The sequence below is a fragment of the Caulobacter vibrioides genome (assembly GCF_002310375.3).
In the GTDB taxonomy this organism is placed as follows: domain Bacteria; phylum Pseudomonadota; class Alphaproteobacteria; order Caulobacterales; family Caulobacteraceae; genus Caulobacter; species Caulobacter vibrioides_D.
On sequence record NZ_CP023315.3, the window covers coordinates 2,801,061 to 2,827,750 of the forward strand.

General features: G+C 67.9%; 29 protein-coding genes, 1 other RNA gene and 1 pseudogene. 8 read left to right on the plus strand and 23 right to left on the minus strand.

Annotation, left to right across the window (positions count from 1 at the left end):
* The 12 genes and pseudogenes from mraY to CA606_RS13285 form a co-directional block, all read right to left on the minus strand.
* A complete protein-coding gene (mraY, locus tag CA606_RS13235) occupies nt 1-1,113 on the minus strand; it encodes a phospho-N-acetylmuramoyl-pentapeptide-transferase (RefSeq protein WP_096050700.1) in 1,113 nt (370 codons plus the stop codon).
* Nucleotides 1,113-2,573, minus strand: coding sequence for a UDP-N-acetylmuramoyl-tripeptide--D-alanyl-D-alanine ligase (locus CA606_RS13240; RefSeq protein ID WP_096050699.1), 1,461 nt, complete (start codon nt 2,571-2,573; stop codon nt 1,113-1,115). The genes mraY and CA606_RS13240 overlap by 1 nt, the downstream gene beginning before the upstream one ends.
* Nucleotides 2,566-4,026: a UDP-N-acetylmuramoyl-L-alanyl-D-glutamate--2,6-diaminopimelate ligase gene (locus tag CA606_RS13245; protein WP_096050698.1), complete on the minus strand. Its 1,461-nt coding sequence runs from the start codon at nt 4,024-4,026 to the stop codon at nt 2,566-2,568. Before CA606_RS13245 ends, CA606_RS13240 begins: the two co-directional genes overlap by 8 nt.
* Nucleotides 4,023-5,792, minus strand: a complete 1,770-nt coding sequence (locus CA606_RS13250; RefSeq protein ID WP_096050697.1) for a peptidoglycan D,D-transpeptidase FtsI family protein — start codon at nt 5,790-5,792, stop codon at nt 4,023-4,025. The genes CA606_RS13245 and CA606_RS13250 overlap by 4 nt, the downstream gene beginning before the upstream one ends.
* A complete protein-coding gene (gene ftsL, locus CA606_RS13255) occupies nt 5,789-6,232 on the minus strand; it encodes a cell division protein FtsL (protein WP_096053779.1) in 444 nt (147 codons plus the stop codon). Before ftsL ends, CA606_RS13250 begins: the two co-directional genes overlap by 4 nt.
* Nucleotides 6,229-7,164, minus strand: coding sequence for a 16S rRNA (cytosine(1402)-N(4))-methyltransferase RsmH (gene rsmH / locus CA606_RS13260; protein WP_096050696.1), 936 nt, complete (start codon nt 7,162-7,164; stop codon nt 6,229-6,231). The genes ftsL and rsmH overlap by 4 nt, the downstream gene beginning before the upstream one ends.
* Entirely contained in the window at nt 7,161-7,643 is a 483-nt protein-coding gene (locus CA606_RS13265; protein WP_096050695.1) for a division/cell wall cluster transcriptional repressor MraZ, read from the minus strand. Before CA606_RS13265 ends, rsmH begins: the two co-directional genes overlap by 4 nt.
* 359 nt (nt 7,644-8,002) lie before the next feature.
* Nucleotides 8,003-8,383: RNase P RNA component class A (gene rnpB / locus CA606_RS13270), an RNA gene on the minus strand.
* 46 nt (nt 8,384-8,429) lie between these two features.
* Nucleotides 8,430-8,519: pseudogene (locus tag CA606_RS20595) on the minus strand (hypothetical protein); the annotation flags it as partial.
* Between the two features lie 25 nt (nt 8,520-8,544).
* Nucleotides 8,545-9,144 (minus strand): FMN-binding negative transcriptional regulator, encoded by a 600-nt coding sequence (locus CA606_RS13275; RefSeq protein WP_096050694.1) that lies wholly within the window; start codon nt 9,142-9,144, stop codon nt 8,545-8,547.
* A complete protein-coding gene (locus tag CA606_RS13280; protein ID WP_096050693.1) occupies nt 9,144-9,872 on the minus strand; it encodes an N-acetylmuramoyl-L-alanine amidase in 729 nt (242 codons plus the stop codon). The genes CA606_RS13275 and CA606_RS13280 overlap by 1 nt, the downstream gene beginning before the upstream one ends.
* Nucleotides 9,869-10,762 (minus strand): DMT family transporter, encoded by an 894-nt coding sequence (locus CA606_RS13285; protein ID WP_096050692.1) that lies wholly within the window; start codon nt 10,760-10,762, stop codon nt 9,869-9,871. Before CA606_RS13285 ends, CA606_RS13280 begins: the two co-directional genes overlap by 4 nt.
* Before the next feature lie 194 nt (nt 10,763-10,956).
* Here CA606_RS13285 and CA606_RS13290 point away from each other — a divergent pair, with 194 nt between their 5' ends.
* The gene (locus CA606_RS13290; RefSeq protein ID WP_096050691.1) at nt 10,957-12,453 is read left to right on the plus strand and encodes a flavin-containing monooxygenase; all 1,497 of its coding nucleotides are present in this window, start codon (nt 10,957-10,959) and stop codon (nt 12,451-12,453) included.
* Between the two features lie 74 nt (nt 12,454-12,527).
* On the plus strand, nt 12,528-13,451 hold the full coding sequence (locus tag CA606_RS13295) for an oxygenase MpaB family protein (protein WP_096050690.1): 924 nt from the start codon (nt 12,528-12,530) through the stop codon (nt 13,449-13,451).
* Nucleotides 13,452-13,463: 12 nt separating this feature from the next.
* Here the strand turns inward: CA606_RS13295 and CA606_RS13300 are convergent, their stop codons facing one another.
* From CA606_RS13300 to CA606_RS13315, 4 genes are all read right to left on the minus strand, one after another.
* Nucleotides 13,464-13,988 (minus strand): SgcJ/EcaC family oxidoreductase, encoded by a 525-nt coding sequence (locus CA606_RS13300; protein ID WP_096050689.1) that lies wholly within the window; start codon nt 13,986-13,988, stop codon nt 13,464-13,466.
* 67 nt (nt 13,989-14,055) lie between these two features.
* Complete coding sequence (locus CA606_RS13305; RefSeq protein ID WP_096050688.1) at nt 14,056-14,868, minus strand: helix-turn-helix domain-containing protein; 813 nt, start codon at nt 14,866-14,868, stop codon at nt 14,056-14,058.
* A gap of 12 nt (nt 14,869-14,880) precedes the next feature.
* Nucleotides 14,881-15,477, minus strand: a complete 597-nt coding sequence (locus tag CA606_RS13310; RefSeq protein ID WP_096050687.1) for a DUF3052 family protein — start codon at nt 15,475-15,477, stop codon at nt 14,881-14,883.
* 2 nt (nt 15,478-15,479) lie between these two features.
* Complete coding sequence (locus tag CA606_RS13315) at nt 15,480-16,277, minus strand: crotonase/enoyl-CoA hydratase family protein (RefSeq protein ID WP_096050686.1); 798 nt, start codon at nt 16,275-16,277, stop codon at nt 15,480-15,482.
* A 172-nt stretch (nt 16,278-16,449) separates the two neighbouring features.
* Here CA606_RS13315 and CA606_RS13320 point away from each other — a divergent pair, with 172 nt between their 5' ends.
* Both CA606_RS13320 and CA606_RS13325 read left to right on the plus strand, forming a co-directional pair.
* The gene (locus CA606_RS13320; RefSeq protein WP_096050685.1) at nt 16,450-16,812 is read left to right on the plus strand and encodes a response regulator; all 363 of its coding nucleotides are present in this window, start codon (nt 16,450-16,452) and stop codon (nt 16,810-16,812) included.
* 50 nt (nt 16,813-16,862) lie between these two features.
* Nucleotides 16,863-17,477: a pyridoxamine 5'-phosphate oxidase family protein gene (locus CA606_RS13325; protein WP_096050684.1), complete on the plus strand. Its 615-nt coding sequence runs from the start codon at nt 16,863-16,865 to the stop codon at nt 17,475-17,477.
* A gap of 1 nt (nt 17,478) precedes the next feature.
* Here the strand turns inward: CA606_RS13325 and CA606_RS13330 are convergent, their stop codons facing one another.
* The 3 genes from CA606_RS13330 to fliX all read right to left on the minus strand — a co-directional run bounded on the left by CA606_RS13330 (nt 17,479) and on the right by fliX (nt 20,288).
* Complete coding sequence (locus CA606_RS13330) at nt 17,479-19,083, minus strand: M28 family metallopeptidase (RefSeq protein WP_096050683.1); 1,605 nt, start codon at nt 19,081-19,083, stop codon at nt 17,479-17,481.
* A gap of 129 nt (nt 19,084-19,212) precedes the next feature.
* Complete coding sequence (dksA, locus tag CA606_RS13335; protein WP_096050682.1) at nt 19,213-19,641, minus strand: RNA polymerase-binding protein DksA; 429 nt, start codon at nt 19,639-19,641, stop codon at nt 19,213-19,215.
* A gap of 212 nt (nt 19,642-19,853) precedes the next feature.
* The gene (gene fliX, locus CA606_RS13340; protein ID WP_096050681.1) at nt 19,854-20,288 is read right to left on the minus strand and encodes a flagellar assembly regulator FliX; all 435 of its coding nucleotides are present in this window, start codon (nt 20,286-20,288) and stop codon (nt 19,854-19,856) included.
* Between the two features lie 230 nt (nt 20,289-20,518).
* Here fliX and CA606_RS13345 point away from each other — a divergent pair, with 230 nt between their 5' ends.
* The 4 genes from CA606_RS13345 (at nt 20,519) to CA606_RS13360 (ending at nt 22,985) form a co-directional block, all read left to right on the plus strand.
* Nucleotides 20,519-21,631, plus strand: coding sequence for a flagellar basal body P-ring protein FlgI (locus CA606_RS13345; protein WP_096050680.1), 1,113 nt, complete (start codon nt 20,519-20,521; stop codon nt 21,629-21,631).
* Nucleotides 21,631-21,966: a rod-binding protein gene (locus CA606_RS13350; protein ID WP_096050679.1), complete on the plus strand. Its 336-nt coding sequence runs from the start codon at nt 21,631-21,633 to the stop codon at nt 21,964-21,966. The genes CA606_RS13345 and CA606_RS13350 overlap by 1 nt, the downstream gene beginning before the upstream one ends.
* A 4-nt stretch (nt 21,967-21,970) precedes the next feature.
* Nucleotides 21,971-22,420: a flagellar basal body protein gene (locus tag CA606_RS13355; protein WP_096050678.1), complete on the plus strand. Its 450-nt coding sequence runs from the start codon at nt 21,971-21,973 to the stop codon at nt 22,418-22,420.
* Between the two features lie 94 nt (nt 22,421-22,514).
* Nucleotides 22,515-22,985 carry a DUF1203 domain-containing protein gene (locus CA606_RS13360; protein ID WP_096050677.1) on the plus strand — a complete coding sequence of 157 codons (471 nt, stop codon included), beginning with the start codon at nt 22,515-22,517 and terminating at the stop codon, nt 22,983-22,985.
* Between the two features lie 7 nt (nt 22,986-22,992).
* Here the strand turns inward: CA606_RS13360 and CA606_RS13365 are convergent, their stop codons facing one another.
* The 4 genes from CA606_RS13365 to CA606_RS13380 all read right to left on the minus strand — a co-directional run bounded on the left by CA606_RS13365 (nt 22,993) and on the right by CA606_RS13380 (nt 26,640).
* Nucleotides 22,993-23,625, minus strand: a complete 633-nt coding sequence (locus tag CA606_RS13365; protein WP_096050676.1) for a class I SAM-dependent methyltransferase — start codon at nt 23,623-23,625, stop codon at nt 22,993-22,995.
* Nucleotides 23,626-23,641: 16 nt separating this feature from the next.
* A complete protein-coding gene (locus tag CA606_RS13370) occupies nt 23,642-24,901 on the minus strand; it encodes a DUF3422 domain-containing protein (RefSeq protein ID WP_096050675.1) in 1,260 nt (419 codons plus the stop codon).
* A 61-nt stretch (nt 24,902-24,962) separates the two neighbouring features.
* A complete protein-coding gene (locus tag CA606_RS13375; RefSeq protein ID WP_096050674.1) occupies nt 24,963-26,570 on the minus strand; it encodes an ABC-F family ATP-binding cassette domain-containing protein in 1,608 nt (535 codons plus the stop codon).
* Complete coding sequence (locus CA606_RS13380; protein ID WP_181242582.1) at nt 26,527-26,640, minus strand: hypothetical protein; 114 nt, start codon at nt 26,638-26,640, stop codon at nt 26,527-26,529. Before CA606_RS13380 ends, CA606_RS13375 begins: the two co-directional genes overlap by 44 nt.
* Nucleotides 26,641-26,690: the final 50 nt, after the last annotated feature.

Here is a 26,690-nt window from a genome sequence, read left to right on the forward strand (position 1 = left end):
TTACCGCAACTTCAGCGTGGCCAAGCCGATGAAGGCCAGGATCATCGACACGATCCAGAAGCGGATCACGACGGTGGACTCCGCCCAGCCCAGCTTCTCGAAATGGTGGTGGATCGGGGCCATCAGGAAGACCCGCTTGCCGGTCTTCTTGAAGTAGGCGACCTGGATCATCACGCTGAGCGCCTCGGCCACGAACAGGCCGCCGACGATGCCGAGAACCAGCTCATGCTTGGCGCAGACGGCGATCGCGCCCAGCGCGCCGCCCAGGGCCAGCGAGCCGGTGTCGCCCATGAAGATCTTGGCGGGCGGGGCGTTGTACCAGAGAAAGCCCATGCCCCCGCCGATGATGGCGCCGCACAGCACCGCCAGCTCGCCGACGCCCGGCGCGAAGTGGAGGTTCAGATAGTCGGCGAACTTGTAGTTGCCCACCAGGTAGGCGATCAGGCCGAAGGTCGAGGCGGCGAGCATCACCGGCACGATGGCCAGACCGTCCAGGCCGTCGGTCAAGTTCACGGCGTTGGAGAAGCCGGCGATCGTGAACGCCGCAAAGGCCACGTAGAACCAGCCCAGATTGATCACCAGCGCCTTGAAGATCGGGAAGACCAGGCTGGTCTCCATGCCCGGCGTCATCGGCGACTTCGGCGCGAACAGGATCAGGATCACCGTGGCGATGATCGCGACGATGAACTGGGCCACCAGCTTCTGGACGCTGGAAAGCCCGGCCGTCGTCTGCTTGGTGACCTTGGCGTAGTCGTCCATGAAGCCCAGCACGCCGTAGCTGCCGGTGATGAGCAGCACGACCCAGACATGGACGTTGCGCAGGTCGGCCCACAGCAAGGCGCCGACGAACAGGCCGGCCAGGATCATGAAGCCGCCCATGGTGGGCGTGCCCGCCTTCTCGGTGACGTGGCGCGCAATGCCGTCGGTGCGGATCGGCTGGCCCCTGCCCTGCTTGGCCTTCATCCAGCGGATGAAGCGCGAGCCCATGGCCACGGCCACGATATAGGCGGTCAGCATCGCCATGCCCGACCGGAAGGTGAGGTATTTCAACAGGTTCAGGGCTGGATAGTGCTCCTGCGAGCGCGCTAGCCATTCGTACAGCAAGTACAGCATCAGCCCTGTTCCCCAAGATCGATCGTCGCCAAGGCGGCAGCGAGCGCGCCGGCCTTGGAGCCGTTCGACCCCTTCACCATCACCACGTCGCCGGGCTGCACGGCCCCCGTCAGCGCCGACGTTAACTTTTCAGTAACCTCCGCGTAGCCGCCCCGCCGAGTCGGAGGAAGCGCCTCCCACAGCGATTTCATGTGGACGCCCGCGAGAAAAACCATGTCGACGTTCGCGGCCGCGATCGGCTCCGCAAGCTCGGCGTGAAAGCGGGCGCTGTCCTCGCCCAATTCGAGCATGTCGGTCAGCGCCACCACCCGACGGCCGGCGACCTTGCGCGCGCCCAGGGTCTTCAGCGCGGCCTGCATCGAGACCGGATTGGCGTTGTAGCTCTCATCGACCAGGGTGAAGGCGCCGCCGGGGATGCGGATCGTCTTCTCCGCGCCGCGCCCCTCGATCGGCGCGAACTCAGCCAAGGCCGCCAAGGCGGTGTCGCGGGGCACGTCCAGCGCCTCCAACATCAAGAGCACGCAAAGGCTGTTGGGGCCCCAGTGGACGCCGGTCTGAAGCAGGGTGAATTCGATGGGCTCGCCCCGCAGGACGGCCCTAACCACCGATTTTCCCGGCGAATGCCGGGACCCAGATTCATCCGGGACGCTCGACGCCTTGTCATCTGGACCCCGGCCTTCGCCGGGGAGGTCGGTTGAGAATGACAGGAGTTGCGCCGTGCAGTCGGGCGAAGACCCGAAGCTCCAGACGGTCGCGCCGACCTTCTCGGCCTCGGCCTTGAGGAAATCGAACCAGCGGTTGTCGGCGTTCAGCACCGCGACACCACCAGGCCGCAGCCCCGCGAAGATCTCGGCCTTGGCGCGGGCCACGCCCTGCTCGCCGTCTGCAAAGTTCTCCAGGTGCACCGGCCCCACCGTGGTGATCGCCACCGCGTGCGGCTGGACGAAGCCCGACAGCGGCGTGATCTCGTCGGCATGGTTCATGCCCACCTCGAACACCGCCCGTTCGGTGTCGCGCGGCATGCGCGCCAGGGTCAGCGGCACGCCGATGTGGTTGTTGTAGCTCTTGACCGAGGCGTGGGCCTTGCCGGCCAGCCGCAAGCCCGCTTCGATCGCGCGGGTGACGCTGGTCTTGCCGACCGAGCCGGTCACCGCCCCGCGCTTGCACTGGGGCGCGCGCTCGCGCGCCGCGACGCCCAGGGCCTCCAGCGCCTTGAAGGTGTCGGCGACCATCACCGCCGGCGCATCAACCGCGCGCGCCGCCAGGACGCCGGTCGCGCCGTTCGCGACGGCTTGCGGCACGAAATCGTGCCCGTCGCGCACGCCGACCAGCGGCACGAACAGGTCGCCCGGCTCGACCGAGCGGGTGTCGATCGAAACGCCGGATACGGCGAAGTCGCCGGCGACCTGGCCGCCGATCGCCTGGGCGATCTCGTCAGCGGTCCAAAGGGCGTCAGGCATCCACGCCCTCCAGGGCTTGCAGGGTTTCGGCCACGTCGTCGAACGGGTGCACGACGCCGGCGATGATCTGGCCCTGCTCGTGACCCTTGCCGGCGACGACCAGCACGTCGCCCTCGCCCATCAACGCCACGGCGGCGCGGATGGCGGCGCGGCGGTCGCCGATCTCGCGGGCGCCCGGGGCGGCCTCCAGGATGGCGGCGCGGATCGAGGCGGGATCCTCCGAGCGCGGATTGTCGTCGGTGACAATGGCGATGTCGGCGAGCTTTGCGCCGATCGCGCCCATCAACGGACGCTTGCCCCGGTCACGATCCCCGCCCGCGCCGAACACCGCAATGAGCTTTCCAGCCGTGTGGGGACGCAGGGCCTCCAGCACCGTCTGCAGACCATCGGGCGTGTGGGCGTAGTCGACATAGGCCTCGCCGCCCTTGGGGCCGCGCCCCACGCGCTGCAGGCGACCGGCCGCGCCTTCCAGGCTTTCCAAGGCCTTCAGAACCTTGGCGCTGTCCTCGCCGGCGGCGATGCAGAGCCCGGCCGCCACCAGCACGTTCGACGCCTGGAAGGCGCCGGCCAACGGCAGCTTGATGTGATGAACGACGTCGTCAGCCTCGATAATCAGGTCCTGGCCGGCGGGCGTGGGCGTGCGCGACAGCAGCCGCAGGCCCTGCCCGTCCTCACCGACCGAGAACACGCTCTGGCCCGAGGTGACGGCGGCCGAGGCGAAGGTCGGAAACGCGTCGCTGTCGGCGTTCAGCACCGCCATCGCGCCCGCGGGCGTCAGGGTGTCGAACAGGCGCAGCTTGGCGGCGCGATAGGCCTCCATCGAGCCGTGATAGTCCAGGTGGTCCTGAGTGAAGTTCGTAAAGCCTGCGGCGCTCAGCTTGACGCCGTCGATGCGACGCTGGTCGACGCCGTGCGAACTGGCTTCCAGCGCCAGATGGGTGACGCCCATGTCGGCGAGGCGCGCGATCATCTCGGCGACGTCGCCGGCGTCGGGCGTGGTCAGGCCCGGCGGGGTCAGTTGCTGGTCGGGCTGGCCGGGCTGGCTGACCACCACGCCCAGGGTGCCCATGCTGGCGGCCTTGTGGCCCAGCTTGGTGAAGATCTGGCGGCAGAAGCCGGCGACCGAGGTCTTGCCGTTGGTGCCGGTGACGGCCACGCACATGGCCGGCTGCTTGCCCCAAAAGGCCGCCGAGGCCAGGGCGTAGGCGCGACGCGCGTCCTCGGAGCGAACCACCGGAACGCCCAGCCCCTCGAGTCCGCCCTCGGGCGCCAGGATGGCGGCCGCGCCCTTGGCCACCGCGCCTTGCGCGAAGTCGCGGCCGTCGACCTTAGTCCCCGGCAGGGCGGCGAACAGCCAGCCGGTCGTGACCTTGCGGCTGTCGGCGGTCACGCCCGCGATCACGGCATCGTTGGCGAAGGGACGGTTGAACAGTTCGGATAGACGCTTGGTCATAGGCCCGCCTCCGGCGCGGCGTTCTTGGGCGAGCTGGCGATGGTCACCAGCTCGGTCTTGCGTTTGACGCCGAGGAACGGCGCGATGCGTTCGATCACCCGGCCGGCGGCCGGCGCGGCGACCCAGCCGCCGGTCGAGAAGCCGAACGAATTGGCGTTGCCCTTCGGCTCGTCCAGCAGGATCAGCACGAAATAGCGGTCCGCCTCCAAGGCGCCGTCCGTGGGGAAGGTGGCGGCGAAGGACGAGACCTGGCGCTGGTGATTGTAGCGTCGGATCGCGGGGTCGTACTTTTCGCCCGTGCCGGTCTTGCCGCCGACCGACAGCCCGGGCACGTCGGCCTTGCCGCCGCTGCCCCCTTCGCCGGGCACGACATTGGCGCGCATGATCTTCAGCATCTCGGCCGAGGTGTGCTCGGACAGGACCCGCTTGCCTTCGGGACGCACGCCCGGCGGCAGCTTGCGGATCGTCAGGGGGCGCATCTCGCCGCCGTTCAGCAAAGCGTTCATCGCCTGGGCCAGGGCCAGCGGCGAGATGTTCATGCCGTGACCGAACGAGGTCGAGGCCACGGTGTCCTGATCCCATTTGCGCGGGGTCAAGGGGCGCGCCGACTCCTGCAGCTCGACCTTGGCCGGCTTGGTCAGGCCCAGATTGGTGAAGTACTGGCTCAGGCGCTGGCCGCCCACGCGCTCGGCCAGCATCGCGGTGCCGATGTTCGACGAGTGCTGGAACACTTCGACCAGGTTCAGCACCGCCCGGGTGGCGTGATAGTCGTGGATCGTCCGATAGCCCAGCTTGTAGGGCTCACGGGCGTCGAAGGTCGAGGCGGCCGTCGCTACGCCCGTGTCCAGACCAATCGCCACGGTGAAGGCCTTGAAGGTCGATCCCATCTCGTAGACCGAGGCGGCGGCGCGGTTGAGACGCTGATCGTTGGTGGCCGCGCCCGCCTTGTTGGCGTCGTAGTCCGGCCAGCTGGCCATGCCCAGGATTTCGCCGGTGTGGACGTTGGTCACCAGACCCACCGCGCCCTTGGGCGTGAACTCCTCGGCGGCCTTGCGCAGCTCGTCCTCGAGGGCGGCCTGCACGCGTACGTCGATCGAGAGCTGGGTCGGCCCGCCCTCGCCGCCGGCGGCCTTGCGGATCGGATCGTCCAGCGCACGCTCCGCGCCGGCCAGGCCCTTGCCGCCGCTGTCGACGAAGCCGATCAGGTGCGCGGCCGTCGGCCCCAGCGGATACATCCGCCGCTCCTGCTCCTCGAACGACACGCCCGGCAGGCCCAGATTGAAGATCGCGTCCTTCTCGTCCGGCGTCAGGCCACCCAGAACGAAGGCGCGATGATCGCCAAACACCGCCTTGTCGAGGCGCTTGGCGGGGACCTGCGGCAGGGCCTTGCCCAGCGCCACGCGCGTTTCCTTGGCGTCCCACACCTCGCGAGGATCGACGTAGAGCGCATAGTGCGCCAGATCCACGGCCAGCAGCTTGCCGTTGCGATCGACAACGTCGCCGCGCGCGCCCTCCACGCCCAGGGTGTAGCCGTTGCCCTGCCCTGCGCGGGAGAACAGCGCCGACCACCCCGCGCCAAGGCTCACCCCGACAAAACAGAGGCCGAAGAAGCCCATGACCAGGAAGATGCGGATCCGCGTGTCGTCTTCCGGCCGCGCGGCGGCGCGCGAACGCTCGAAGGCGTGCTCCAACCGCCAAACGCGCTCGACCACCCAGCGCCAGAGCGGGGATTGAACGCCGCCGGGACCCAGGTTCGAGAGGCTCATCGCAACGCCCCCTGCACGGGAGGCGGCGGGACAGCGACATCGTCCGGCAAGGCCTCTGGCCCATCGGCGGCCAGCGTCTCGGGCGTGACCGGCGCGGCCGACACCGGCGCCTTGGGCAGTTCGCGACGGCGCGCCACATCGATCAGGGCGTCCTCGGTGATCTCATGGTCCGGCGCGATGGGCTTCAGCTGCATCATCTGCGCCAGCTGCTCGATGCGGCGGGGCTGCTCAAGGTGTGCGACCTCGGCCGCCAACAGCCGCTTGCGCGCGGCCTCTTCCTCGATCTCCTGCTCGATCCGGGCGATTTCCTGACGCTCGCGGCCGGCGAAGGTCTTGGCCAGATAGACGCCGGTGACCAGGCTGAGCAGGATGCACAGGCCCACCACTTCCACGACGCGGAAGCCCCGGACCCGTCGGTTGAAAACGCCCACGGCGGTCACGCGGAAGCCTCCCACACAGGGGCTTCGGTGCGAACGGCTGCGCGCAGCTTCGAGGACCGCGCGCGTGGATTGACGGCCAACTCGGCCTCGCCGGGCGCGATGGCCTTGTTGGAGATCAGCTGGAAGCTGGGAGCCGCCGCCGCAACGACCGGCGGCGCGTGGCGCGAGCCGCCCGGCGTGCGCCCGGCCCGCTCGGCCAGGAACGCCTTGACGATGCGGTCCTCCAGCGAGTGGAAGGTCACGACCACCAGCCGACCGCCGGGCTTCAGAACGCGCTCAGCGGCGACCAGACCGGCCTCCAGCTCGCCCAGCTCGTCATTGACCGCAATGCGCAGGCCTTGGAACGAGCGCGTGGCCGGATGGACCTTGGCGCCCTTGCGGCCGCCGACGGCGCGCTCGATCACTTCGGCTAGGTCCAGGGTGCGCTCGAACGGGCGCTCTTCACGACGCCGGACGATGAAGCTGGCGATGCGGCGCGAGGCGTGCTCCTCGCCATAGACATAGAGAACCCGCGCCAGCTCGGTCTGGTCCAGCGTGTTGACCAGGTCGGCGGCGGTCGGCCCCGTGTCGCCCATCCGCATGTCCAGCGGACCATCGCGCATGAAGGAAAAGCCGCGCTCGGCCTGATCCAGCTGCATCGACGAGACGCCCAGATCCAGCATCACGCCCTCGACGCTCTCCGCGCCCAGCTCGTCCAGCATTTCGGAGAAGCGGGCCTGAACCAGGCGGAAGCGATCGGCCGGGAGCGCGTCTGCGAACTGCCGCACCGTCGGATCGCGGTCAAAGGCCACGACGCTGGCGCCGGTCGGCAGCACCGCGCGGGTATAGCCGCCCGCTCCGAAGGTACCGTCGACCACGACGTCACCGGGCTTGGCGTCCAGGGCCTCGACGACCTCGTCCAGCAGAACCGAGATGTGCGGCGCGGCGCTCACGCTGCGCCTCCGAACTTCCCAACACCCAATTGGGCCGCGCGCTGCTGAGCGCGCAGGGCCGCTAGACCTTCGCGCGCCAGATCACGCTGCTGCGCGCGATGGGCCTGGAAGGCCTCGCGCGACCAGATCTGAAAACGCTCACCCATACCGACGACGGCCACCGAATCCGTAAGGCCGAACATGTCGCACAGATGGTCGGGCAGCGTAATGCGACCAGCTGTATCAAACGTGAGCTTGGCCATGCCGCCCAGGATGCTGGTCTCCAGCGCCGTGCGGGTGGGATCGCCGAACGGCATCTCCTCGATCACCGCCTGATAGCGATCAAACAGCGCCTTGCCACCCGCCTCCAGGCAGTCGGCCTCGATCGAGGGAAAACAGAAGATGCCGTCGAAGGGGCCCGAGACGGCCGCGCGGAATTCCTGCGGCACGACGATGCGCCGCTTGCTGTCGAGCTGCTTCTCGAATGTCGAGAGAAACACTGAAGCTGAACCCCGCCAGACCCAAGCCGGTCGGCGAGCACCCACCCTCGCCCCGACGAGAATTGGGTTAACATGGGATGAACTGGGATACAATGACACCAGCGACTAAATCATCGGGATTTCAAAGATGTCGCACCCCTTGTTCACGGAACGGCGAAGTCAATCCACAGAACATACACAGAACTGACGAGGGCGATGTCGGCGCGGTGTCAGTTGAACCCATGACGGAGACAGCGAAAACCCCCTCCCCGTGGGAGAGGTGTCGGCGTAGCCGACGGAGAGGGGATAGGCGGGCGCGCGAAGCCCTTCCCTCTCCGGTCGCTTCGCGACCACCTCCCCCGCTGGGGGGAGGATTTAAGGGGACCAGATGATCTATAAGCCGGGTTCTGTTCCGCCTCTTGCGAGACGGCGACGATCATTCCTCTAGGCCGGCCATTGCTGGACGGCTCTCGCGACCTACCCGGATCCTCTCAGCCAGTGACGGCCTAGTCGACGCGAGGCCGACGCGGGATCCCTATTCGGTCTTGCTCCAGGCGGGGCTTGCCATGCCGTCCCTGTCGCCAGGTCCGCGGTGGGCTCTTACCCCACCCTTTCACCCTTCCCGCCCCGTAGGGAGGAGGTTTGCTTTCTGTGGCGCTATCCCTGGGATCGCTCCCGGTGGGCGTTACCCACCGCCTTGTCACCGTGGAGCCCGGACTTTCCTCGGCGTCCGAAGACGACGCGACCGCCCGATCATCTGGTCCGGGCGTTCAATGACCTTACTGGCCAGCGAGGTCAACTTTCATGTGTCATCCCGGCCGGACCCCGGCCTTGAGCCGGGGGGAGAGCCGGGACCGCCAGAAATGTCGGCGCTTGCCGTGGTCCCGGATCTGCGCGCTACGCGCTTGTCCGGGATGACAGACTATGTTGAGCGCATCAGCCCTGCGATCGGATGCTCGCCAAGCCCCTTTACCGCGCCCAGGCGGTCGGCGTCGGACTTGTTCTGCGAGAGCTTGAAGGTGCCCTCCAGGCGCTCGACGAACAGGCGTCCGCCCTGGATGCCGCGCAGCAGGGCCTCGAACTTGCCGGACTTCATCTTGTCGCGGGTCCAGGGCTTTTTCGGCGCAAGGCGCGCTTCCTCCTGGGCCGACAAGTCATCAAGTAGCGCGACCAGCTCCTCGTCGTTCAGCGACGCCACCGAACCCTCGGCTTCCACCGACAGATAGTTCCAGGTCGGGACCTGGTCGGGGCTCTCATACCAGTCGGGGCTGACATAGGCGTCGACGCCGGTCGCCAGGACCACCGCCCGGAAGCCTTGCGTCAGGTGCGGCGTCAGGACGTTGCCGCGCGACAGGTGGAAGTCGAGGGCGATCTCGCCGTCCAGCTCGCGGATCACGACCGGCGACTGGGCCACGAAGGGCCGCCCGCCCACGGAGGCCGCGATCGTCACGAAGGGATGGGCGCGCAGGAAGTCCAGCAGGACCACGCGGTCCTCGACATGAAACGGCTTGGCCGGATGCATCAGTCGGTCGCCGCCCGCAGCAGGCCGACCAGACGCGCCCGGGTCTCGCCATCGGCGATGCCGTCGAAGCGGCTCTGCAGCCAGTGGCGCTGGAAAGCCGAGACCACGGTGGTGGTCCACTCGTCGTACTTGCCGCTAGGCGCGCAGTCATAGCCGAGCCGCGTCAGGCCCGCCTGCAGCGCGAAGACGCCCGTCCCCTCCTCACCCTGGCCCAGCGGCGCGCCGGGCGAGGGCGCAGGCTCGATCCACAGGCCATGGCCGCTTTCAGCCAGGCGCTTCCAGGGGAAGAGCTCGCCCGGATCGATCTTGCGGGCCGGCGCGACGTCAGAGTGGCCAAGAATACGGCCGTCGGGGATCATCCAGCGCGAGCGCACGTCGGCCAGGAGGTTGATCACCGCCGCGATCTGGGCCTCCGGGAACGGGCGATAGCCGAACTCGTGACCGGGATTGACGATCTCGATACCGATCGAGGCCGAGTTGATGTCCTTGACGCCCTTCCAGAAGGCCGCGCCCGCGTGCCAGGCCCGGCGCTCTTCGGGCACCAGGCGCACGATCCGGCCGTCCTCTTCGACGCAGTAGTGGGCGCTGACCTTGGCCTCGGGATCGCGCAGGCGCTCAATCGCCGCCTCGCCGGTCTCCATGCCCGTATAGTGCAGGATCACGGTGTCGGGCACGGCCTTGCGGGCGTCGAAGTTCGGCGACGGGGCCTCGATAATGGACAGGCTCATTGGACGCGGTTCCGGATCGACATCAACAGCGGCATGACCTGATTCCGCCGAAGCGCGATGATCAGAACGCCCAGCAGCGCAAGGGCCGCGCCCATTCCCATCCGCAGATCGAAGTGGTCATGGGTGACCACCACGCCCATGCCGATCGTGAAGAGCGGCGTCATCAGGGTCAGCGGCGCGATCAGATTAGCCTCATAGCGCTGGATCAGCCCGTAATAGGCCGTATGGGCCAGGATCGAAACCACCACGGCCGAGAACACCACCGCCGCGACGAACGGCCAGCCTGCGGCAAAGCCCGCCGCGACCTGCCCCGGCTCCATGAAGGCGCTCATCGCCGCCAGCGGCCAGACCGACGAGAAGCCGACCCAGGCCTGGAACTGCAGCGGTTTGACGCCTTCGATCTGTTTCATCATCACCGCGCCGAGCGAACCGGTGAAGGCGGCCGCGACGATCAGCCAGAGCCCCGCCGACAGCTCGATGCCGTGAGGGCTCCACATCACGACCACAGCGCCCAGCAGGGTCAGAGCGATGCCCAGCCCTCGGCGCCAGCGGATCTTCTCACCCAGGATCAGCACCGACAGCAGGGTCGTGAACGGCACCCCGACCTGGATCACCACCGAGGCCGCCGACGGCGAGGCGGTCTGGAAGCCCATGAACAGCAGGGCGAAATTGCCGCCGCCCATCAGAAGGCCGACCAGCACCATCCGCCAGGTGGGCCTCGGCGCGGGCAACAGCCAGGGCAAGGTCAGCGCCGCCACCAGGGCGAAGCGCACGGCGGCATAATACAGCGGCGGCACGCCCCAATGGGCGACCACCAGCTTGGAGATGATGTTGCTGCCCGCCCAGATCAGGCAGATCAGCACCAGAAGGCCGAAGTCGCGAAGGGACATGAGATACCGATTAAGCCCCCGCTCCTTCCGTACGCAATCAAAACCCGCATGCGCGCCGCCGGGTCACGGTTGACGTTCGGTCAAAACGGTCGTTTGTTGGTGAACAACGTTCACATACGCCACGCCGGGTCAACCGTCGGGCGCACGCGAAAAGAACACGGAAGCGCGCCGCGCTTCCTCGGGGCGGGACACAGATAGCCATGCAACATGTCGACGTACTGATCGTGGGCGCGGGACTTTCAGGGATCGGCGCGGCCTATCACCTGCAAAAGCACTGCCCGGGCAAGACCTATGCGATCCTGGAAGGACGCGAGGCGATCGGCGGCACCTGGGACCTGTTCCGCTATCCCGGCATCCGCTCCGACAGCGACATGTACACCCTGGGCTACAGCTTCAAGCCGTGGAAGGCCGCCAAGGCGATCGCCGACGGCCCGTCGATCCTGGACTATGTCCGCGAGACCGCCCGCGAGCACGACATCGACCGGCACATCCGCTTCAAGCATCTGGTCAAGCGCGCCAGCTGGTCCAGCGAGACGGCGACCTGGACCGTCGAGGCCGAACATGACGGCAAGCCCGTCACCTTGACGTGCCGCTTCCTGCACATGTGCTCGGGCTACTATCGCTATTCGGCGGGCTACACGCCGGACTTCGCCGGGACCGAGCGCTTCCAGGGCCGCATCGTCCATCCCCAGCACTGGCCCGAGGACCTCGACTACAGCGGCAAGAAGGTCGTGGTGATCGGCAGCGGCGCCACCGCCGTGACCCTGGTGCCCGAGATGGCCAAGACCGCCGCCCACGTCACCATGCTGCAGCGCTCTCCGACCTATGTGGTGTCGCGTCCGGCCGAGGACGGGATCGCCAACTGGCTGCGCTCGAAACTGCCCGCGATGACCGCCTATGGCATCACGCGCTGGAAGAACGTGCTGTTCCAGCTGTTCTTCTTCAACCTGGCCCGCAAGAAGCCCGAGAAGGTCAAGGAACGCCTGCTGGGCATGGTCCGCGAGCACCTGGGTCCCGATTTCGACGTCGAGACCCACTTCACGCCGCGCTACAATCCCTGGGACCAGCGCCTGTGCCTGGTGCCCGACGCCGACCTGTTCGACTCGCTCAAGAGCGGCGCGGCCTCGGTCGTGACCGATCACATCGACAGCTTCACCGAGACCGGCATCCTGCTGAAGTCCGGCAAGACCCTGGACGCCGACGTCGTCGTCACCGCCACCGGCCTGCAGCTCCAGTTGCTGAGCGGCATGGAGGTCGTGGTCGACGGCAAGGTCGCCGACCTGTCGCAGTCGATGAGCTACAAGGGCATGATGTTCAGCGACGTGCCGAACCTGGCCTCGGTGTTCGGCTACACCAACGCCAGCTGGACGCTGAAGGCCGACCTGACCAGCGAATATGTCTGCCGCCTGCTCAACCACATGGACCGCACGGGCGCCGACTATTGCGTGCCGCGCCTCGACGGCGAGGTCGAGGCCGCGCCGTGGCTGGACTTCTCGTCGGGCTACATCACCCGCTCGATCGGCCACTTCCCCAAGCAGGGGACACGCAAGCCCTGGAAGGTGCACCAGAACTACGCGCTGGACCTGATGACCCTGCGCATGGGCAAGGTCGAGGACGGCGTGATGCAGTTTGGCCGCAAGACCGGCGAGGCCGCCAAGGCCAAGCCTGAAAAGGCCTTGGAACCGGCCTGATCGGAAACGCAAGGGGCGGAGGCATGGCTTTCGTCCCTCCGCCGGGATCGGATTGAGAGGCGAAAAGGCCTGAGATGATCGGTCCGTCCTCCTATCTCGGCTGGAAGATCGACTACGCCAGCCCGCCCGGCGAGCCGGCTCTGCTGGACCCCGGCTCGATGCACTGGCGCGTCTACAAGAACCCGATCGCCCTGGCGGTCGGGGGCGTGGCGGCGGTGCTGCTTGAGTTCGCCGAGCCGCGCATCCGGTCGGGGGTCTGGGACCACTCCACCTTCAAGACCGATCCGATCGGCCGCGCCATGCGCACCGGAACCGCCGCCCTGATCGGGGTCTATGGCCCGGCGTCAGCGGCGCGGCGGGTCATCCAAGGCGTCACCCACATGCATGAGCGTGTGTCGGGCGAAACGCCGGACGGCCAGGCCTATACGGCTCTGGACCCCGAGCTTTTAAACTGGGTCGCCGCCACGGCCGTCTATGGCTTCGTCACCGCCTACGACCAGTTCGTCGCGCCGCTGACCGAGGCCGACAAAACCCGCTTCTACGAAGAGGCCGCGCCCGTCGCCCACCTCTATGGCGCGACGGCCTCGCCAGGCTCCGAAGCCGCGTTCATGGCGATGCTGCAGGCGCTGTCGCCACGCTTCGAGCCGCATCCGATCGTGGATGAGTTTCTGGCGACCATTCGGTCATCCAAGATCGCGCCCGCTGCTCCCAAGGCTCTGCAGCGAACCCTGGCGCGCGCCGCCGTTTCGTTGTTGCCGCCGGTGGTGAGGGAAAGGCTGGCGCTCGGCCCCGAGCATGACCTGTCGTCGCTCGAGACGCTGGCGCTGAGGGCCGCAGGGGCGGTCGCCGAAAAGGTCGCCGTGCGCGGCGCTCCGCCCTGCCAGGCCAGCCTCCGCCTGGGGCTACCCTACAACTTTCTCTATCAACGCCAGTCGGAACGGCGGCGCGCTCTTGAGGCAAGGATCGTCAGCGCGCCTAGAGGAACGGCGTCGCTCTAGGCGCCAGTCTCGTCAGGCCGGCTTCATCCGCAGCACCGGGTCATTGTTGGCGGCGTCTGGATTCACGATCGTGTTGTGTCCGTGGATGAACCGCCACACCCCTTCCCGCTCGACCGCCAGCAGGGTCAGTCGGTCGTGCGCCCGAGGCATCTGGCGACCATCGGGCGTGACGTAGGCGTCCTGGATCAAGGTGACCACCGCCAGGGCCGAGCCAGGCGCGATGGTTCGCGCCTCAACACTCACCAGCTCCTGCTTGCAGTCCTTGAAGATGGTCTTGAGGAACGCGGTGTGCGCGAAGACGATCTGATCGCGCCCCCGCCAATGCATGCCCACCACATTCACCCACGAGCCGTCTGGCCAGAAAATCTCCGCGAACCGCTCCGGCGCATTGGTGTTCCAAGCGGTGAAATAGGCCTGGATCAGGGCCTGGATCGCGTCGGTTCCCTCGCCCGCCTTCACCATCGTCGTCGTCATCGCCAATCCCCCCGCCATCAACATTGTGCGTCTATCGATCATGTCCGCGTCCTCGCCCGCCATGCCCGCACGCCAGGACGGCGCGACGGCGGCCGATTGTAGTTTTCCGACACGCGGCGGGCCGAAACCCTCAGCTGGAGCCGCTCTCGCGCGCCGGCGCCAGGGACCGCGCCAGCCGCTCGGGCGTCTCGCCGGACAGCGCGCGAAACTCGTGGATCATGTGCGCCTGATCGACATAGCCGGCCGCATGGGCGATGGCGGCCCAGCCGCTGGCGTCCCCCATCTCGTGCAGCCGCAGAGCCTCGCGGAACCGCAGGATCCGCGCATAGCGCTTGGGCGCGACACCGACCGCCGCCGTGAAGCGCCGTTCGAACTGTCGCTCGCTCAAGTCGGTCAGCGCCGCCAGCTCAGCCACCCGGACACCGCCCGTCAACCGCGTCATCTGGCGCGCCGCCCAGGCGATGGGGTCCTCCGGCGCGCCCGAGACCAGACGCCCTAGCCAGGCTTCCGCGATGGCGACACGACGGGTCATGTCCGGCGTCGCGGCGAGCCGCTCGCTGATCTCGCCGACACGCTCGCCCAGCACCGATCGCGCGTCGTGGGCCTGGTCGGTCAACACGGTCGTCGGATGGCCAAACAGGGCGCTGAACCCCGTCGGCGTGAACTGGATGGTGAAGAGATCAAGCTGACCGGTCAGCAGCACATCCACCCGGCGGTAGGTCTGGGGCCCTACGAGCACGGCGGGCGGCGCCGTATCAACCGCCCCGGTGGCCGCCTCGCGCACCCGGTAGCGATCGGCGAGATAGAATTCCAGAAAGTGCTCGGGCCGGGCCGGCAGCGGCCGAGGCACGATCAGCACGTCCAGCCGCTGCGACCGCGCCTCGAAGGCTCGGACGAAGGGGGCGAGCCATGGACTGGGGCGGTGTCTCTGAACTGTGAACACCGCCCCGCGCCCCTACTCGCCCTTGCGCCGCACGAACCGCAACGCCGTGTGCGTGCTCGAAAACCCGCACACCTTGGTGTCCGAGAACCCCATGCCGCGCGCCGCGCCCAGGATGTCGGTGTCCTTCAGCGGCGCGCCCTTGCCCTTGCGCGAGACGACCCAGATCGCGCCCTTGTCGGCCAGGGCGCCCTTCCAGTCGTCCATGCGGTCGAGATCGGCCAGATCTTCGGCGGCCAGGAACAGGAGATCGATCCCCTCCTCGGCCTCGACCGGCTCCACGCGGGTCGCCAGCTCTTCAAGGAACGCCTCGTCCTCGACCCCGTCGATCACCACGGTCATGCCGGGCTTCACGCCCAGCTTGTCCAGGCGCGAGGGCGGGTTGAGGATCGCGTGGACCCACTTGTCGGCCTGGCCAGGCTCCAGGGTGAAGCGCGTGCCGTCGCTCAAGACCAGGTCGTCGCCCTGGGCGCGGACGTTCTTGAGGGCGTGGCCCTGATAGATGCCGCGCACAGCGCCACGGAAGATCAGCTTGGGCGGCTCCCACAGAAGCTTGCCCTCGCTTTCGCCGTCGGACAGCTGGCCCCAGACGCCGCTCGCCTCCTTACCCATCCTCAGGCGCCCTTGAACACAGGCGCGCGCTTTTCGAGGATCGCGTCGACGCCTTCCATGTGGTCCTCGGTGTGGTGGGCGATGGCCTGGGCCGCCGCGCTCATCTCCATAAGCGTGTCGTAGCTGGCGGTCTGGCCGTGCTTGAGCAGACTCTTGGCCATGCGCAGGGCGTGCGGTGGCTGGACCGCGATCCGCTCGGCCAGGGCCAGGGCCTCGCCCATCAGGTCGCCGGCCGGAACGGCCTTGCTGATCAAGCCCCACTCGGCCGCCTTGGCTGCGTCGATGACGTCGCCGGTGAACAGGAGCTCGGCCGCACGGCTCATGCCGATCGTGCGCGGCATCAGCCAGGCGCCGCCGTCGCCGGGGATCAAGCCCAGCTTCAGGAAGGTGACGCCGAACCGCGCGGTGTCGGCGGCGATGCGGATGTCGGTCATGCAGGCCACGTCGCAGCCCAGGCCGATCGCCGCGCCGTTGACCGCCGCGATCGAGGGAACTTCCAGGCCATAGATGGCGCGGACAATCCGGTGAATGTTCTTGCGATAGCCGTCGCGCACCTTGACGCCGTTGCCGCCGAACGCGCCTTCGCGGGCCTTCATCGCCTTGACGTCGCCGCCGGCCGAGAAGGCCTTGCCAGCGCCGGTCAGGATCACGCAGCGGATGTCCTGGTCGTCGTTGATCGCCTCGCAGGCCGCCGCCACCTGGTCGCCATCGCCCGGCGCGCCCAGCGCATTCATGGCGTCAGGACGATTCAAGGTGAGGATGGCGATGTGGCCACGCTTTTCGGTGAGGATCAAAGACAAGGGGCGCTCCTGCTAAGGCTTGTTTTCCCCTTTCATACCCTGCTTTACGGCCCGAGACAGCCGAAGCGGCGCGAAAGACGGCCGCTGCTCATCAGATCACGAAAAAGCGACTAGCCTATGAGGCCGACACGACATTGAAATGGGTCCTGGGACGACGGAGAAGGCTGCGGCGATGACCGAGCACGAGAAGGCCCGACACGTGTTGATCATCGAGGATGAAATCCTCGTCGCGTTCGAGGTCGAAGCCCTCCTGGCGGAGCAGGGCTTTACCAGTTTCGATATCGCCGACAGCCCCGGCGACGCGCTGGCCCTTGCCTTGGCCAATCCCCCGGATCTGATCACCGCCGACTATCGCATCGTGGGCGGCACCGGCGTCGAGGCCGTCGAGGCCATCCAGCGCCAGTTGGGGCATATCCCGGTCGTCTATGTCACCGGCAACGCCGATCAGGTGCGCGACGGTCTTAAGCCGGTGGTCGACAAGCCGATCTCGCCGCGCCATCTGGCCGAAGCTTGCGCGCGCGCGTTCGCGGCCTGAGTTGCGAGCGTCTTTCGCGCCCCGTACAACCCGGCGCACGGGAGGACGCGATGCACGAGATCACCACCGTCGAGGCGCTTGAGGCCCTGTACCAGCCTGCGCCGGCGCCCGCATCGACCGTCAAGGTCACCGACCACATCACCCCGCACTACGCCGCGCTGATCCAGGCCTCGCCGTTCGTGGCCCTGGCCACCGTCGGCCCCGAGGGGCTGGACTGCAGTCCGCGCGGCGACCTGCCCGGTTTCGTCCGCATCGCCGATCCCCGCACGCTGATGCTGCCGGATCGCCGCGGCAACAACCGCATCGACTCCTTGCGCAACATCGTCCGCGATCCGCGCGTGGCCCTGCTGTTCCTGATCCCGGGCTCGGGCACGACCTTCCGCGTCAATGGTCGCGCGGTGCTGAGCGCCGATCCGGCGCTGCTCGACAGCTTCGCCGTCGACGGCAAGCCGCCGCGCACGGTCACGGTGGTGACGGTCCATGAGGCCTATTTCCAGTGCGCCCGTGCGATCGTGCGCTCGGGCCTCTGGAAGCTCGAAAGCCAGGTGGATCCTCAGACCCTGCCGACGCCGGGCGCCATGCTCGCCGCCGCCACCGCCGGCGAGGTCGGCGGCGAGGCGTATGACCAGGACTGGCCGGAACGGGCCGCCAAGACGATGTGGTGAACTACTTCCCCGTGGTGAACCGCCGGAAGAAGCTGGTTGGCAGCCATTGCGGACGTTCGGGCGTGTTGGCGATCTCACGGATCAGGGTGGCCATGTAGGCGTTGAAACGCACCGCCGTCGGCAGGTCGAAGGGTTGGGTCAGATCGTCCTTGGGTCCGTGATAGCGCTCGGCGCGCCATTGGCGATCAGCGGCGGCTTCCGGCGATCCCGGTGGATGCGCCAGACGGCCGGCCAGGGCCGGAACGCCGGTACGAATAAAGCTGTATTGGTCGGAGCGCACGAAGCTGAGCTGATTGGGCGCCGGGTCGGGCATGACCGTGAAGCCCTGACTGGCCGCCGCGCGATGCGCGACAGGCCCGAGGGTCGATTCCTCCTCGCCCATCACGATGATGTTCGAGGCCGGGCGGGACGGCATGAACATGTCCATGTTCACATTGGCGACAATGGCGGTCTTGGCCACGGTCGGCCGCTCGGCGAAGTACTGCGATCCCAGCAGACCCTGCTCCTCGGCCGTGACCGCCACGAAGAGGATCGAGCGCTTGGGCGGCGCCCCGGCCTTCAGGGCGGCGGCCTGCTCGATCAGCGAGGCGACGCCACTGGCGTTATCCATCGCGCCATTGTTGATCGCGTCGCCGTTGATCGGCGTCCCAACGCCCAGCCCGTCCAGGTGGGCGGTGAGAACGACGTACTCCTTGGACAACACAGGGTCCGAGCCCGGCAACAGGGCCGCGACGTTGGCCGAGACCGCCTCGGTCGTCTCGCGCGCCACCGTGGCCCGCACGCTCTGATTCAGCGCAAAGCCCGGCACGGCCTTGCCCGCGTCCGCCAGAACGAGCAGCTCCCCCAGCGTTCGCCCCGAGGCTGCGAACAACTTCGACGCCATGGCGGGGTTCATGGCGGCGGTGAAGAACTCCCCCTTCACGGCGTTCATCATGGGGTCTGCGAGCCGCATCACTGGCTCAACGGCGCGGAGCTTGGAGCGCTCCCAGGGTATTTCGACCTGCTTGGGGTTCTGGATCGTGATCAGGCCGACGGCGCCGGCCTTCTGCAAGGGCTCCCAACGCTCGCGGGCGGCGTGAGCGCGGAGCGCGCCTGAAACATTGGAAGGACCGCCGCTCAGCACCACAGCGACCTTGCCACGCAGATCAACACCGGCGAAGTCGTCGTGTCCGGCTTCCGGCATGTGCAGGCCATAGCCGATGAAGACCAACGGCGCGTCCGCCAGGCTGGCCGGTTGAGCGATGCGAGCGGTCAACACCACGTCCTCACCCAGCACAAGCGGCGTCGAGACGCCACCAGCGGTCAAGGTGACGCTGGAACGATCCGGAAAGACGCGCTGCACGGTGAACGCCACAGATTGCATATAGCCTTGCGTCCCCGCCGGCTTCAGGCCGTGGGCGGCGAAGCGGTCGGCGACATAGGCCGCGGCGCGGTCGTATCCGGGCGTTCCCGCCAGGCGGCCTTCCATGCCGTCGTCGGCCAACGCCTTGACGTGGCTCCACCAACGCTCGGTCGCCGGCGGATCGGCTGCGTGGGCCATGGAGGAGGATGCGGCCGCGACAACGGCCGCCGCAACGGCCCAGCGAAAGGTCGAAAGCTTGATCATGGGGCCGACTTTCCAGCGGACCGCACAGGCTTGCAAGAGGGTTAGCCCCAAACAAAAGCGGCCCTGGGCTCCCCACCCAAGGCCGCTTGAAACACATCAGTCGCCCCGAAGGGCGCGCCAAGTCAGCGCTTAGTCGTCACGGTGGACGCGTTCGCGACGCTCGTGGCGTTCCTGGGCCTCGACGCTCATGGTCGCCGTCGGGCGAGCTTCCAGTCGGGCCAGGCCGATCGGCTCGCCCGTCTCCTCGCAATAGCCATACGAGCCGTCCTCGACGCGGCGCAGGGCCTGGTCGATCTTGGAGATCAGCTTGCGTTGACGATCGCGGGTACGAAGCTCAAGAGCCCGGTCGGTTTCCGAGGACGCGCGATCGGCCAGATCGGCGTGATTCTCGGTTTCTTTCTGGAGATGGGAAACCGTCTCGCGAGATTCGCGGAGGATCTCTTCCTTCCAAGCCAGCAGCTTTTGCTTGAAATATTCAAGCTGCCGGTCGTTCACAAAAGGCTCGTCCTCGGAAGGACGGTAGTTGGATTTCTCTACTAGAACTGTGGCCGTTTGCATTAACGCCTCACGCCCCAATGAACTCAGCCCTCGAAGGCCGCGTGCTTATACCAAAAGGTGAGCCGTGTTCAATGAACCTCGCGTTAGTGATGCGTTCACAAGCGCGCGTTCGCCCACGAGGCTTATTTTTTCCGGCGAAAGCGGGCGCCAGCGAGGGGCGTGTGGCCTGCGTCAGCGGCATGATCGCCTGAAGGACGCCCCCCCGGCCCATGCTAGCTGGCCCTGAACTGTAGCTTGGCGAGCTCAACGGCCGCCCGGGTCTCGATCTCGTTCAAAACCCCCTCCAGCCGAGGATCATCGGTCGCTTCGCGCTGCTCGCGGATGGCGCGCGAAAGCCGGTCCAGGGCGTCTGGCGAGATCTCGCCATCGATCAGGGCGATCCGCACCTCGCCTAGAATATCGAGGATGTTGTCGGCGCGGCGCACCGCACGCTTGCGGCGCTCCAGAGGACCGCCGACGGGTCCTGCGGCCTGCAGCGCCAGAAGCGCATCCACCGAGCCCACGCCGGTCAGGCCGCCGACCGAGGCGGTGCTGGCCGCGCCGCTGGCGGCGTTGACCGAGGGCAGCGAGAAGCCTGACGAACCACCGGCCGGCTTGGCTCGCGACGCGCCGGTCGCCGAGACGCCCCCCGTGCTGGAAACCTTCATCCGACAGCTCCAAAAGCCAAGCGCGCGAGTCACTCACCTCGCTGCGTACAGCACTATCAGTCCCGCCGCTTGAAGTATGGTTAATGCCGGGCAGATTCTGCCGTGAGGCGCCATCCTGACCAGCGCCCATTGTGGAAACCCTTGAGTCACAAGGGATTGGACGCGTTCATAAAACTGGCCCGCTTCTGGCATGGGGCGGCGCGGGGACGTCTCCCCGCCACGGGACAGCCATGCCGCGTTCATTCTTTCGCACCGTTCTGACCGCCCTGGTCGCCGCCTCTTGCCTGGTCGGCGCGCCGGCGCTGGCCAAGTCGCGGATCAAGGACATCGTCGCCTTCGAGGGCGTCCGCGAGAACCAGCTGATCGGCTACGGCATCGTCGTGGGCCTCAACGGCACCGGCGACAGCCTGCGCAACGCGCCGATGACCAAGCAGAGCCTCGAGGCCATGCTGGAGCGGCAGGGCGTCAATGTTCGCGACAACAATCTGAACACCAAGAACACCGCCGCGGTCATGGTCACCGCCAACCTGCCGCCGTTCTCGGCCTCGGGCTCGAAAGTCGACGTCACCGTCTCGACCCTGGGCGACGCCAAGAGCCTCTTGGGCGGCACCCTGCTGGTCACCAGCCTGCAGGGGGCGGACGGCCAGACCTACGCGGTCGCCCAGGGCACGGTGCAGACGGGTTCGGTCTCGGCCGGCGGCGCCTCGGGCAGCTCGGTGATCAAGGGCGTGCCGACGGCCGGCCGCATCGCCGGCGGCGGTGTGATCGAGCGCGAGACCGGCTTCCAGATGGTCAATATGGACATCATGCGCCTGACCCTGCGCAATCCGGACTTCACCACCGCTCGCCGCGTGGCCGACGCCATCAACGCCAAGTTCCCCGGCTGCGCCCAGGCCCAGAACCCGACGATCATCGCCACCCGGCCGCCGCCCGGCATGGACATGATCAGCTTCATGACCAACATCGAGAACCTGATGGTCGAGCCCGACGGTCCGGCCAAGGTGGTGATCGACGAAGTGGCCGGCGTCATCGTCATGGGCGACGACGTGCGCATCAGCCAGGTCGCCATCGCCCAGGGCAATCTGACGATCACCGTTCAGGAAAGCCCAGGCGTCAGCCAGCCCGCCCCTTTCAGCCAGGGCCAGACCGCCGTGGTCCCGCAGTCGACCGTCAATGTCGAGGAGGAGAAGGGCAAGAAGCTTCTCACCCTGGGCGGCGCGCCGTCACTGAAGAGCCTGATCGGCGGCCTCAACGCCCTGGGCGTCACGCCGCGCGACATGATTTCGATCCTGCAGGCGGTCAAGGCCGCCGGCGCGCTGCAAGCCGACATCGAGGTGATGTGATGAACGCCCTCTCCGCCCTCGCCAGCCTTACCCCGCGTATCGACGCCGCCGCGACCACCGCCAAGCAACTGGTGATGTCGGCCGAGGAGAAGGCCAAGCGCGCCCGGATCGCCGACACCGCCAAGACCTTCGAGGCCTCGTTCCTGTCGGTCATGACCCAGCAGATGTTCGAGGGGGTCAAAACCTCCGCGCCGTTCGGCGGCGGCAACGGCGAGGCGATGTTCAAGTCGATCCTCACCGACGCGATGTCGAAGGAAATCGCCCAGGCGGGCGGCATTGGCCTGTCGTCGACGATCCAGCGCGAAATGCTGAAGCTTCAGGGCCTGAAGGAGTAAAGTCATGGCCATCGCCGCCGTCGACGCCGACGATCGCGTCCACCAGCTGATCCTGCTGACCGAACGCCTGACCGACCTGATCGCCAAGGAAGCGGTCGCCTTCGAGACGCATCGCCCGCACGAGGCGGCGCGGTACGTCGAGGAGACCGCCAAGCTCGCCAACCTGTATCGCCATGAGTCGATGCGGGTCCGCGCCAATGTCGCGCTGGTCGAGAGCGCGCGTCTGGAGCTGCGTCAGCGGCTGATGCGCGCCACCGAGGCCTTCGACGCCGTGCTGGCCCGCCAGGCGCGCGCGGTGAACGCAGCCAAGACCGTCACCGAGGGCCTCGTCCACGCGGTGGCGCAGGAGATCGCCAGCCAGCGCGCCGCGCCCGCCACCACCTATGGCGCCGGCGGCATGGTCACCGATCGGCCACAGCACGGCGCGGCGATCACGCTGAACCGTAAGGCCTAAGGTCGCGCAAGGCCCAGGCGCCCGCAAGGATCGGGTGGAGAGCAAGGCCCGGTTGACGGCATCCAGAGGCGTTCAATCGCTTCGGAGCCCATCCATGTCCTTTGTCATTTCCGGCCTGCCCGCCGAAAACTTCGCCCCCCTGTTCGCCCTGGACGATGCGGCCCTGGCCGCGCGGGGCGTCGTTCGGCGCAAAGCCACCGCCAAGCCCGGCTTTCCATGCCGTATCGCGTTGCGAGACGCCGAGATCGGCGAAACCGTGCTGCTGCTCAACCACGCCCATCAGACCGCAGACACGCCGTATCGCTCGTCCTACGCCATCTATGTCAGCAAAAGCGCTGTCGCGGCCTGGACCGGCGAGAACACCCTGCCGCCCGCTATGCTGGGGCGCCCGATCGCGCTGCGCGCCTTCGACGAAAGCGGGATGCTGCTGAACGCCGAGATCGCCAGGGACGAGGCCCTGCCGGCCGCCATCGAACGTCAACTGGCGACGCCCAGCGCGGCTTACCTCCACGCCCACAACGCCGCGCACGGCTGTTTCGTGACCCGGATCGACCGCGCGGCTTGAAGCCGGTTCAGGGTGTCAGCGTAAAGACGCCCGCCCGCCGTGCGGCGCCGTTAGGATCACCAAAGTCGGCGACCTGATACTCCGCCACCAAGGCCAGTCTCTTGGCCGGCAGGAACACGCGCCAGGGATCGCCGATCAGCACGGCGATCCCGACAGCCTGGCAGCGCTCTAGGAAGTCCATCACGCGTGTCGCCAGATCCTGGTCATAGAACAGGTCCCCAACCAGGATCAGGTGGGCGCCCGGAACATCGCCCGTCGTCAGGTCGCCAAGGACCGTCTCGACTGCGACACCGTTGGCGTCGGCGTTGAGGCGCGTCGCCGCAAGCGCGTAGGGATCGACATCGGCCGCACGCACCTGGAGCGCGCCCGCCAGCGCCGCAGCGATGGCCACAAGCCCGGATCCGGCGCCCAGATCCAGAACCCGTCGTCCGGCCACGCGTTCGGGATGGTCCAGGACATGCCGGGCCAGGGCGAGGCCGCCGCCCCACGGGCGCGCCCAATAGGGGGAGCCAAAGTCTGGATCAGCCTTGGCCAGCCGCATCAGGCCGCTCCGAGGCGTCGCGCGATGCAGGCGCACCTCGGGTATTCCCGGGGTCGGCTCCAGCGGCAGATGTTCGCGAATGAAGGCGTCAAGGTTCAAGCCCGGGACTAAGGCCCTAGTCCGGCCCGCCGATCAATCGCTTCTTGCGGCGATGCAGGCTGGCGGCGGCCACGATCAGGACCAGAGGGACCAAGGCCGACAACAAAAGCTCGGCCCCGCCCGGCCAGCCGTGCAGCCAGGGCTTGAGCAGATAGCCGAGCAGGCCCAGCACATAATAGCCGACCGCGAAGATCGACAGCCCCTCAACCAGGCCCTGAAGCTTGGTCTGCAGCTGCAGGCTGGCGTCCATGCCGCGCAGGGTTTCCTGGTTCTGGCGATCCTGGGCCAGGCCAAGCTTGGTGCGCAGAAGGTCGCCGCTGCGCGCGATCCGCAGCGACAGATCATCAAGGCGTCGGTCGGCCGCCTCGCGGGTGCGCATGGCCGGCAGCAGGCGGCGGGCGATGAACTCGCTCATGGTCGAATGGCCCGGCACGCGGCGCTCGCGCAGCGCCTCAAGTCGGTCCAGCGTCAGCCGGTGGTACGACTCCGTCGCGCCGCGCCGGAACTGGTTCTTGGCGGCCCGCAGCTCGACCTCGGCCGAGAGGGTCAGGAGCTGGTCCAGCACCGCCTGGCTGTCATCCCCCTTCGCCAAGCCGCTGGTGATCGCCGCCAACCGCCCCTCGGCGCCGTCCAGCCAGACCAGCAGTTCGCGCCCCGGCGGGAAACCGATCAGGGCCAGCTTTCGATAGTTGCCGATCTCCAGCAGGGTCTGGACCAGCCGCGACACCTCGTCATAGGCGAGGCTGTGATTGCGGACATGGATGCGGCCCGTCCCGCCCTCGCGAAGTCGAAAGTCAGTCCAGATCTGCGCCGCGCCGTCGAACACCTCGCACGAGACGCAGCGATGCAGATCGATGTGACGTCCTAACGCCGCCTCAGGAGGCGGATCCGCACCCGGCGCGGAGACCGAGATCTCGACGCCGCGAAAGACCTCGCCGGGCGCGCCGTACAGCCAGAAGAAGGTTTCGGGCGACTGGCTCTCAAAGCCAAGCTCGTTCCCCAGCGCCCCACAGGCGAACCAGGTCCAGGTCGAGAACTCCTGATGGCGCTCCCACAGCCAGCCCCCGTCGCCATCCGCCACCAGAACCCGCCCGAGCGCCGGATCCTGGCCCGGCGCGACCAAAGCGACGAAGGCGGCTTCAGAGGCGCGCTCGTCCGCGTCGACCAGGAACACCCACTGCCGCAGCCGGACCGGCGCGCGGTCCAGCGGCAGGGCCCTCAGATGCATCAGCTCGCTTAACGCCACCCTCAGCGGGTGGTCTCGACCGCCTTCCATATCGCCCTCGCCCTGCGTCGCGGATCATTGAGTCAGGCCCAATGTTACCGGTCACATGACTTTAGGCGACATCCTTTTCGGCGTCACGCTTTTTGAGCGCGATCCGTCGCTCGACGCCGATCGCCGTCAGGAAATCCTCGTCATGACTGACGACCAGCAGCGCGCCGTCATAGGCCGACAGAGCCGTCTCGATCGCCGTGATCGAGGCCAGATCCAGATGGTTGGTCGGCTCGTCCAGGATCAGCAGCTGAGGCGGGATCGCGCCGCACAGCACGCAGGCCAGAGCCGCCCGCAGGCGCTCGCCCCCGCTCAGGGTCCCCGCCGCCTGATGCGCCGCGGTGTTGCGGAACAGGAAGCGCGCCAGGGCCGTATGGGCGTCGTTGACGCTGGCGGCCGGGTTCAGTCGCCGGAAGTTCTCCAGGATCGACTCCTCGTCCCGCAGCAGGGTGGCGCGCTGGTCGAGAAGGGCGAACGGCGCGCCCAGCCGCACAGCGCCCCGCGTGGGGACCAAGTCTCCCGTGATGAGGCGGATCAGCGTGGTCTTCCCCGCGCCGTTCGGACCGGCGAGCGCCACGCGCTCAGGGCCGCAGATCCGCCAGGACACGCCGTCGATCATGGGCGCGCCGCCCGGCCAGGCGAAGGCGGCATCCTCCAGGGCCAGCACCGTGCGCGCCCCTGGCAGGCCGCTAGAAGGCAGCTCGAAGCCCAGCGCTCGCGCGCGCTCGACGCGCGCCTCGGCCGCCGCTCTTGCGGCCTGAGCCTGGGCGGCCAGCTTCTCGGCGAGCCGCCCCTCCTTGGCCCCGCTGTTCTCGGCGCGCTCAGCCATGGCGCCCAGCAGGATCTTCGGTGTCCCGCCCCGGTCGGCGAAACGGCGACCGGCCGCGTCGCGACGCTCCTTTCGCTCGCGCGCGACCTGCGCCTCGCGGGTGACGCGCCTCACCTCGCGCTCGGCGTGGTCAAGGTCGCGGCGGGCGGCGTCGGCTTCCAAGGCCCTACGCTCGGCGTACAGGTCGTAGCCACCGCCGTAGGACCGCGCGCCGAGCGACGAAAGCTCGACGATCCGGTCCATGCCGCGCAGCAGGGCGCGGTCGTGGCTGACCACCACCGCCCCGCCCCGCCAGCGCGACAACAGCCGGGCGACCACCTCGCGCGCGTCGGCGTCCAGATTGTTGGTCGGCTCGTCCAGCAGCAGAACGTCCGGCGCGGCGATCAGCAGCCGCGCGAGGCCCGCGCGCGTCGCCTGGCCGCCCGACAGGGACGCCGCCGGACGCTCTGCGGCCATTCCTGCGAGACCGACGTCGGCCAGGGCCTGGTCCAGCCGCGCCGGCAAGGTCCAGTCCGCGTCGGACAGGTCAGCGTCATCGCCCTCACCACGCTCGATGCGCGACAAGCGATCCCAGGCCGCGCCGACGCCCAGCAGGTCAGCCAGACGCGTCGCGCTGGAAAGGTCGGGGATCTGCTCCAGAACGCCGATCGAACCGGTCCGGGCGATGGTTCCCGAGCGCGGCGCGCGCACGCCGGCGATCAGCGCCAGCAGGGTGCTCTTGCCCGCGCCGTTTCGGCCCACCAGGCCGATGCGCTCGGCCCCGAGGGTCAGGTTCAGGTTTTCGAAGAGAGGCCGGCCGTCAGGCGTGGCGGCGGCGACGGAATCCAGGGTGATGAAGGACATGCGAGCCCACGGTCAGGGAAACGGGAAGGACGAAGCGGTCTTCCGTCTTGCTGATCATGAGGGCCTCCATCGGATGGGAAGGCGCGGTGTCTACGCTTGCGAACGGCGTTCGGCAAGCGT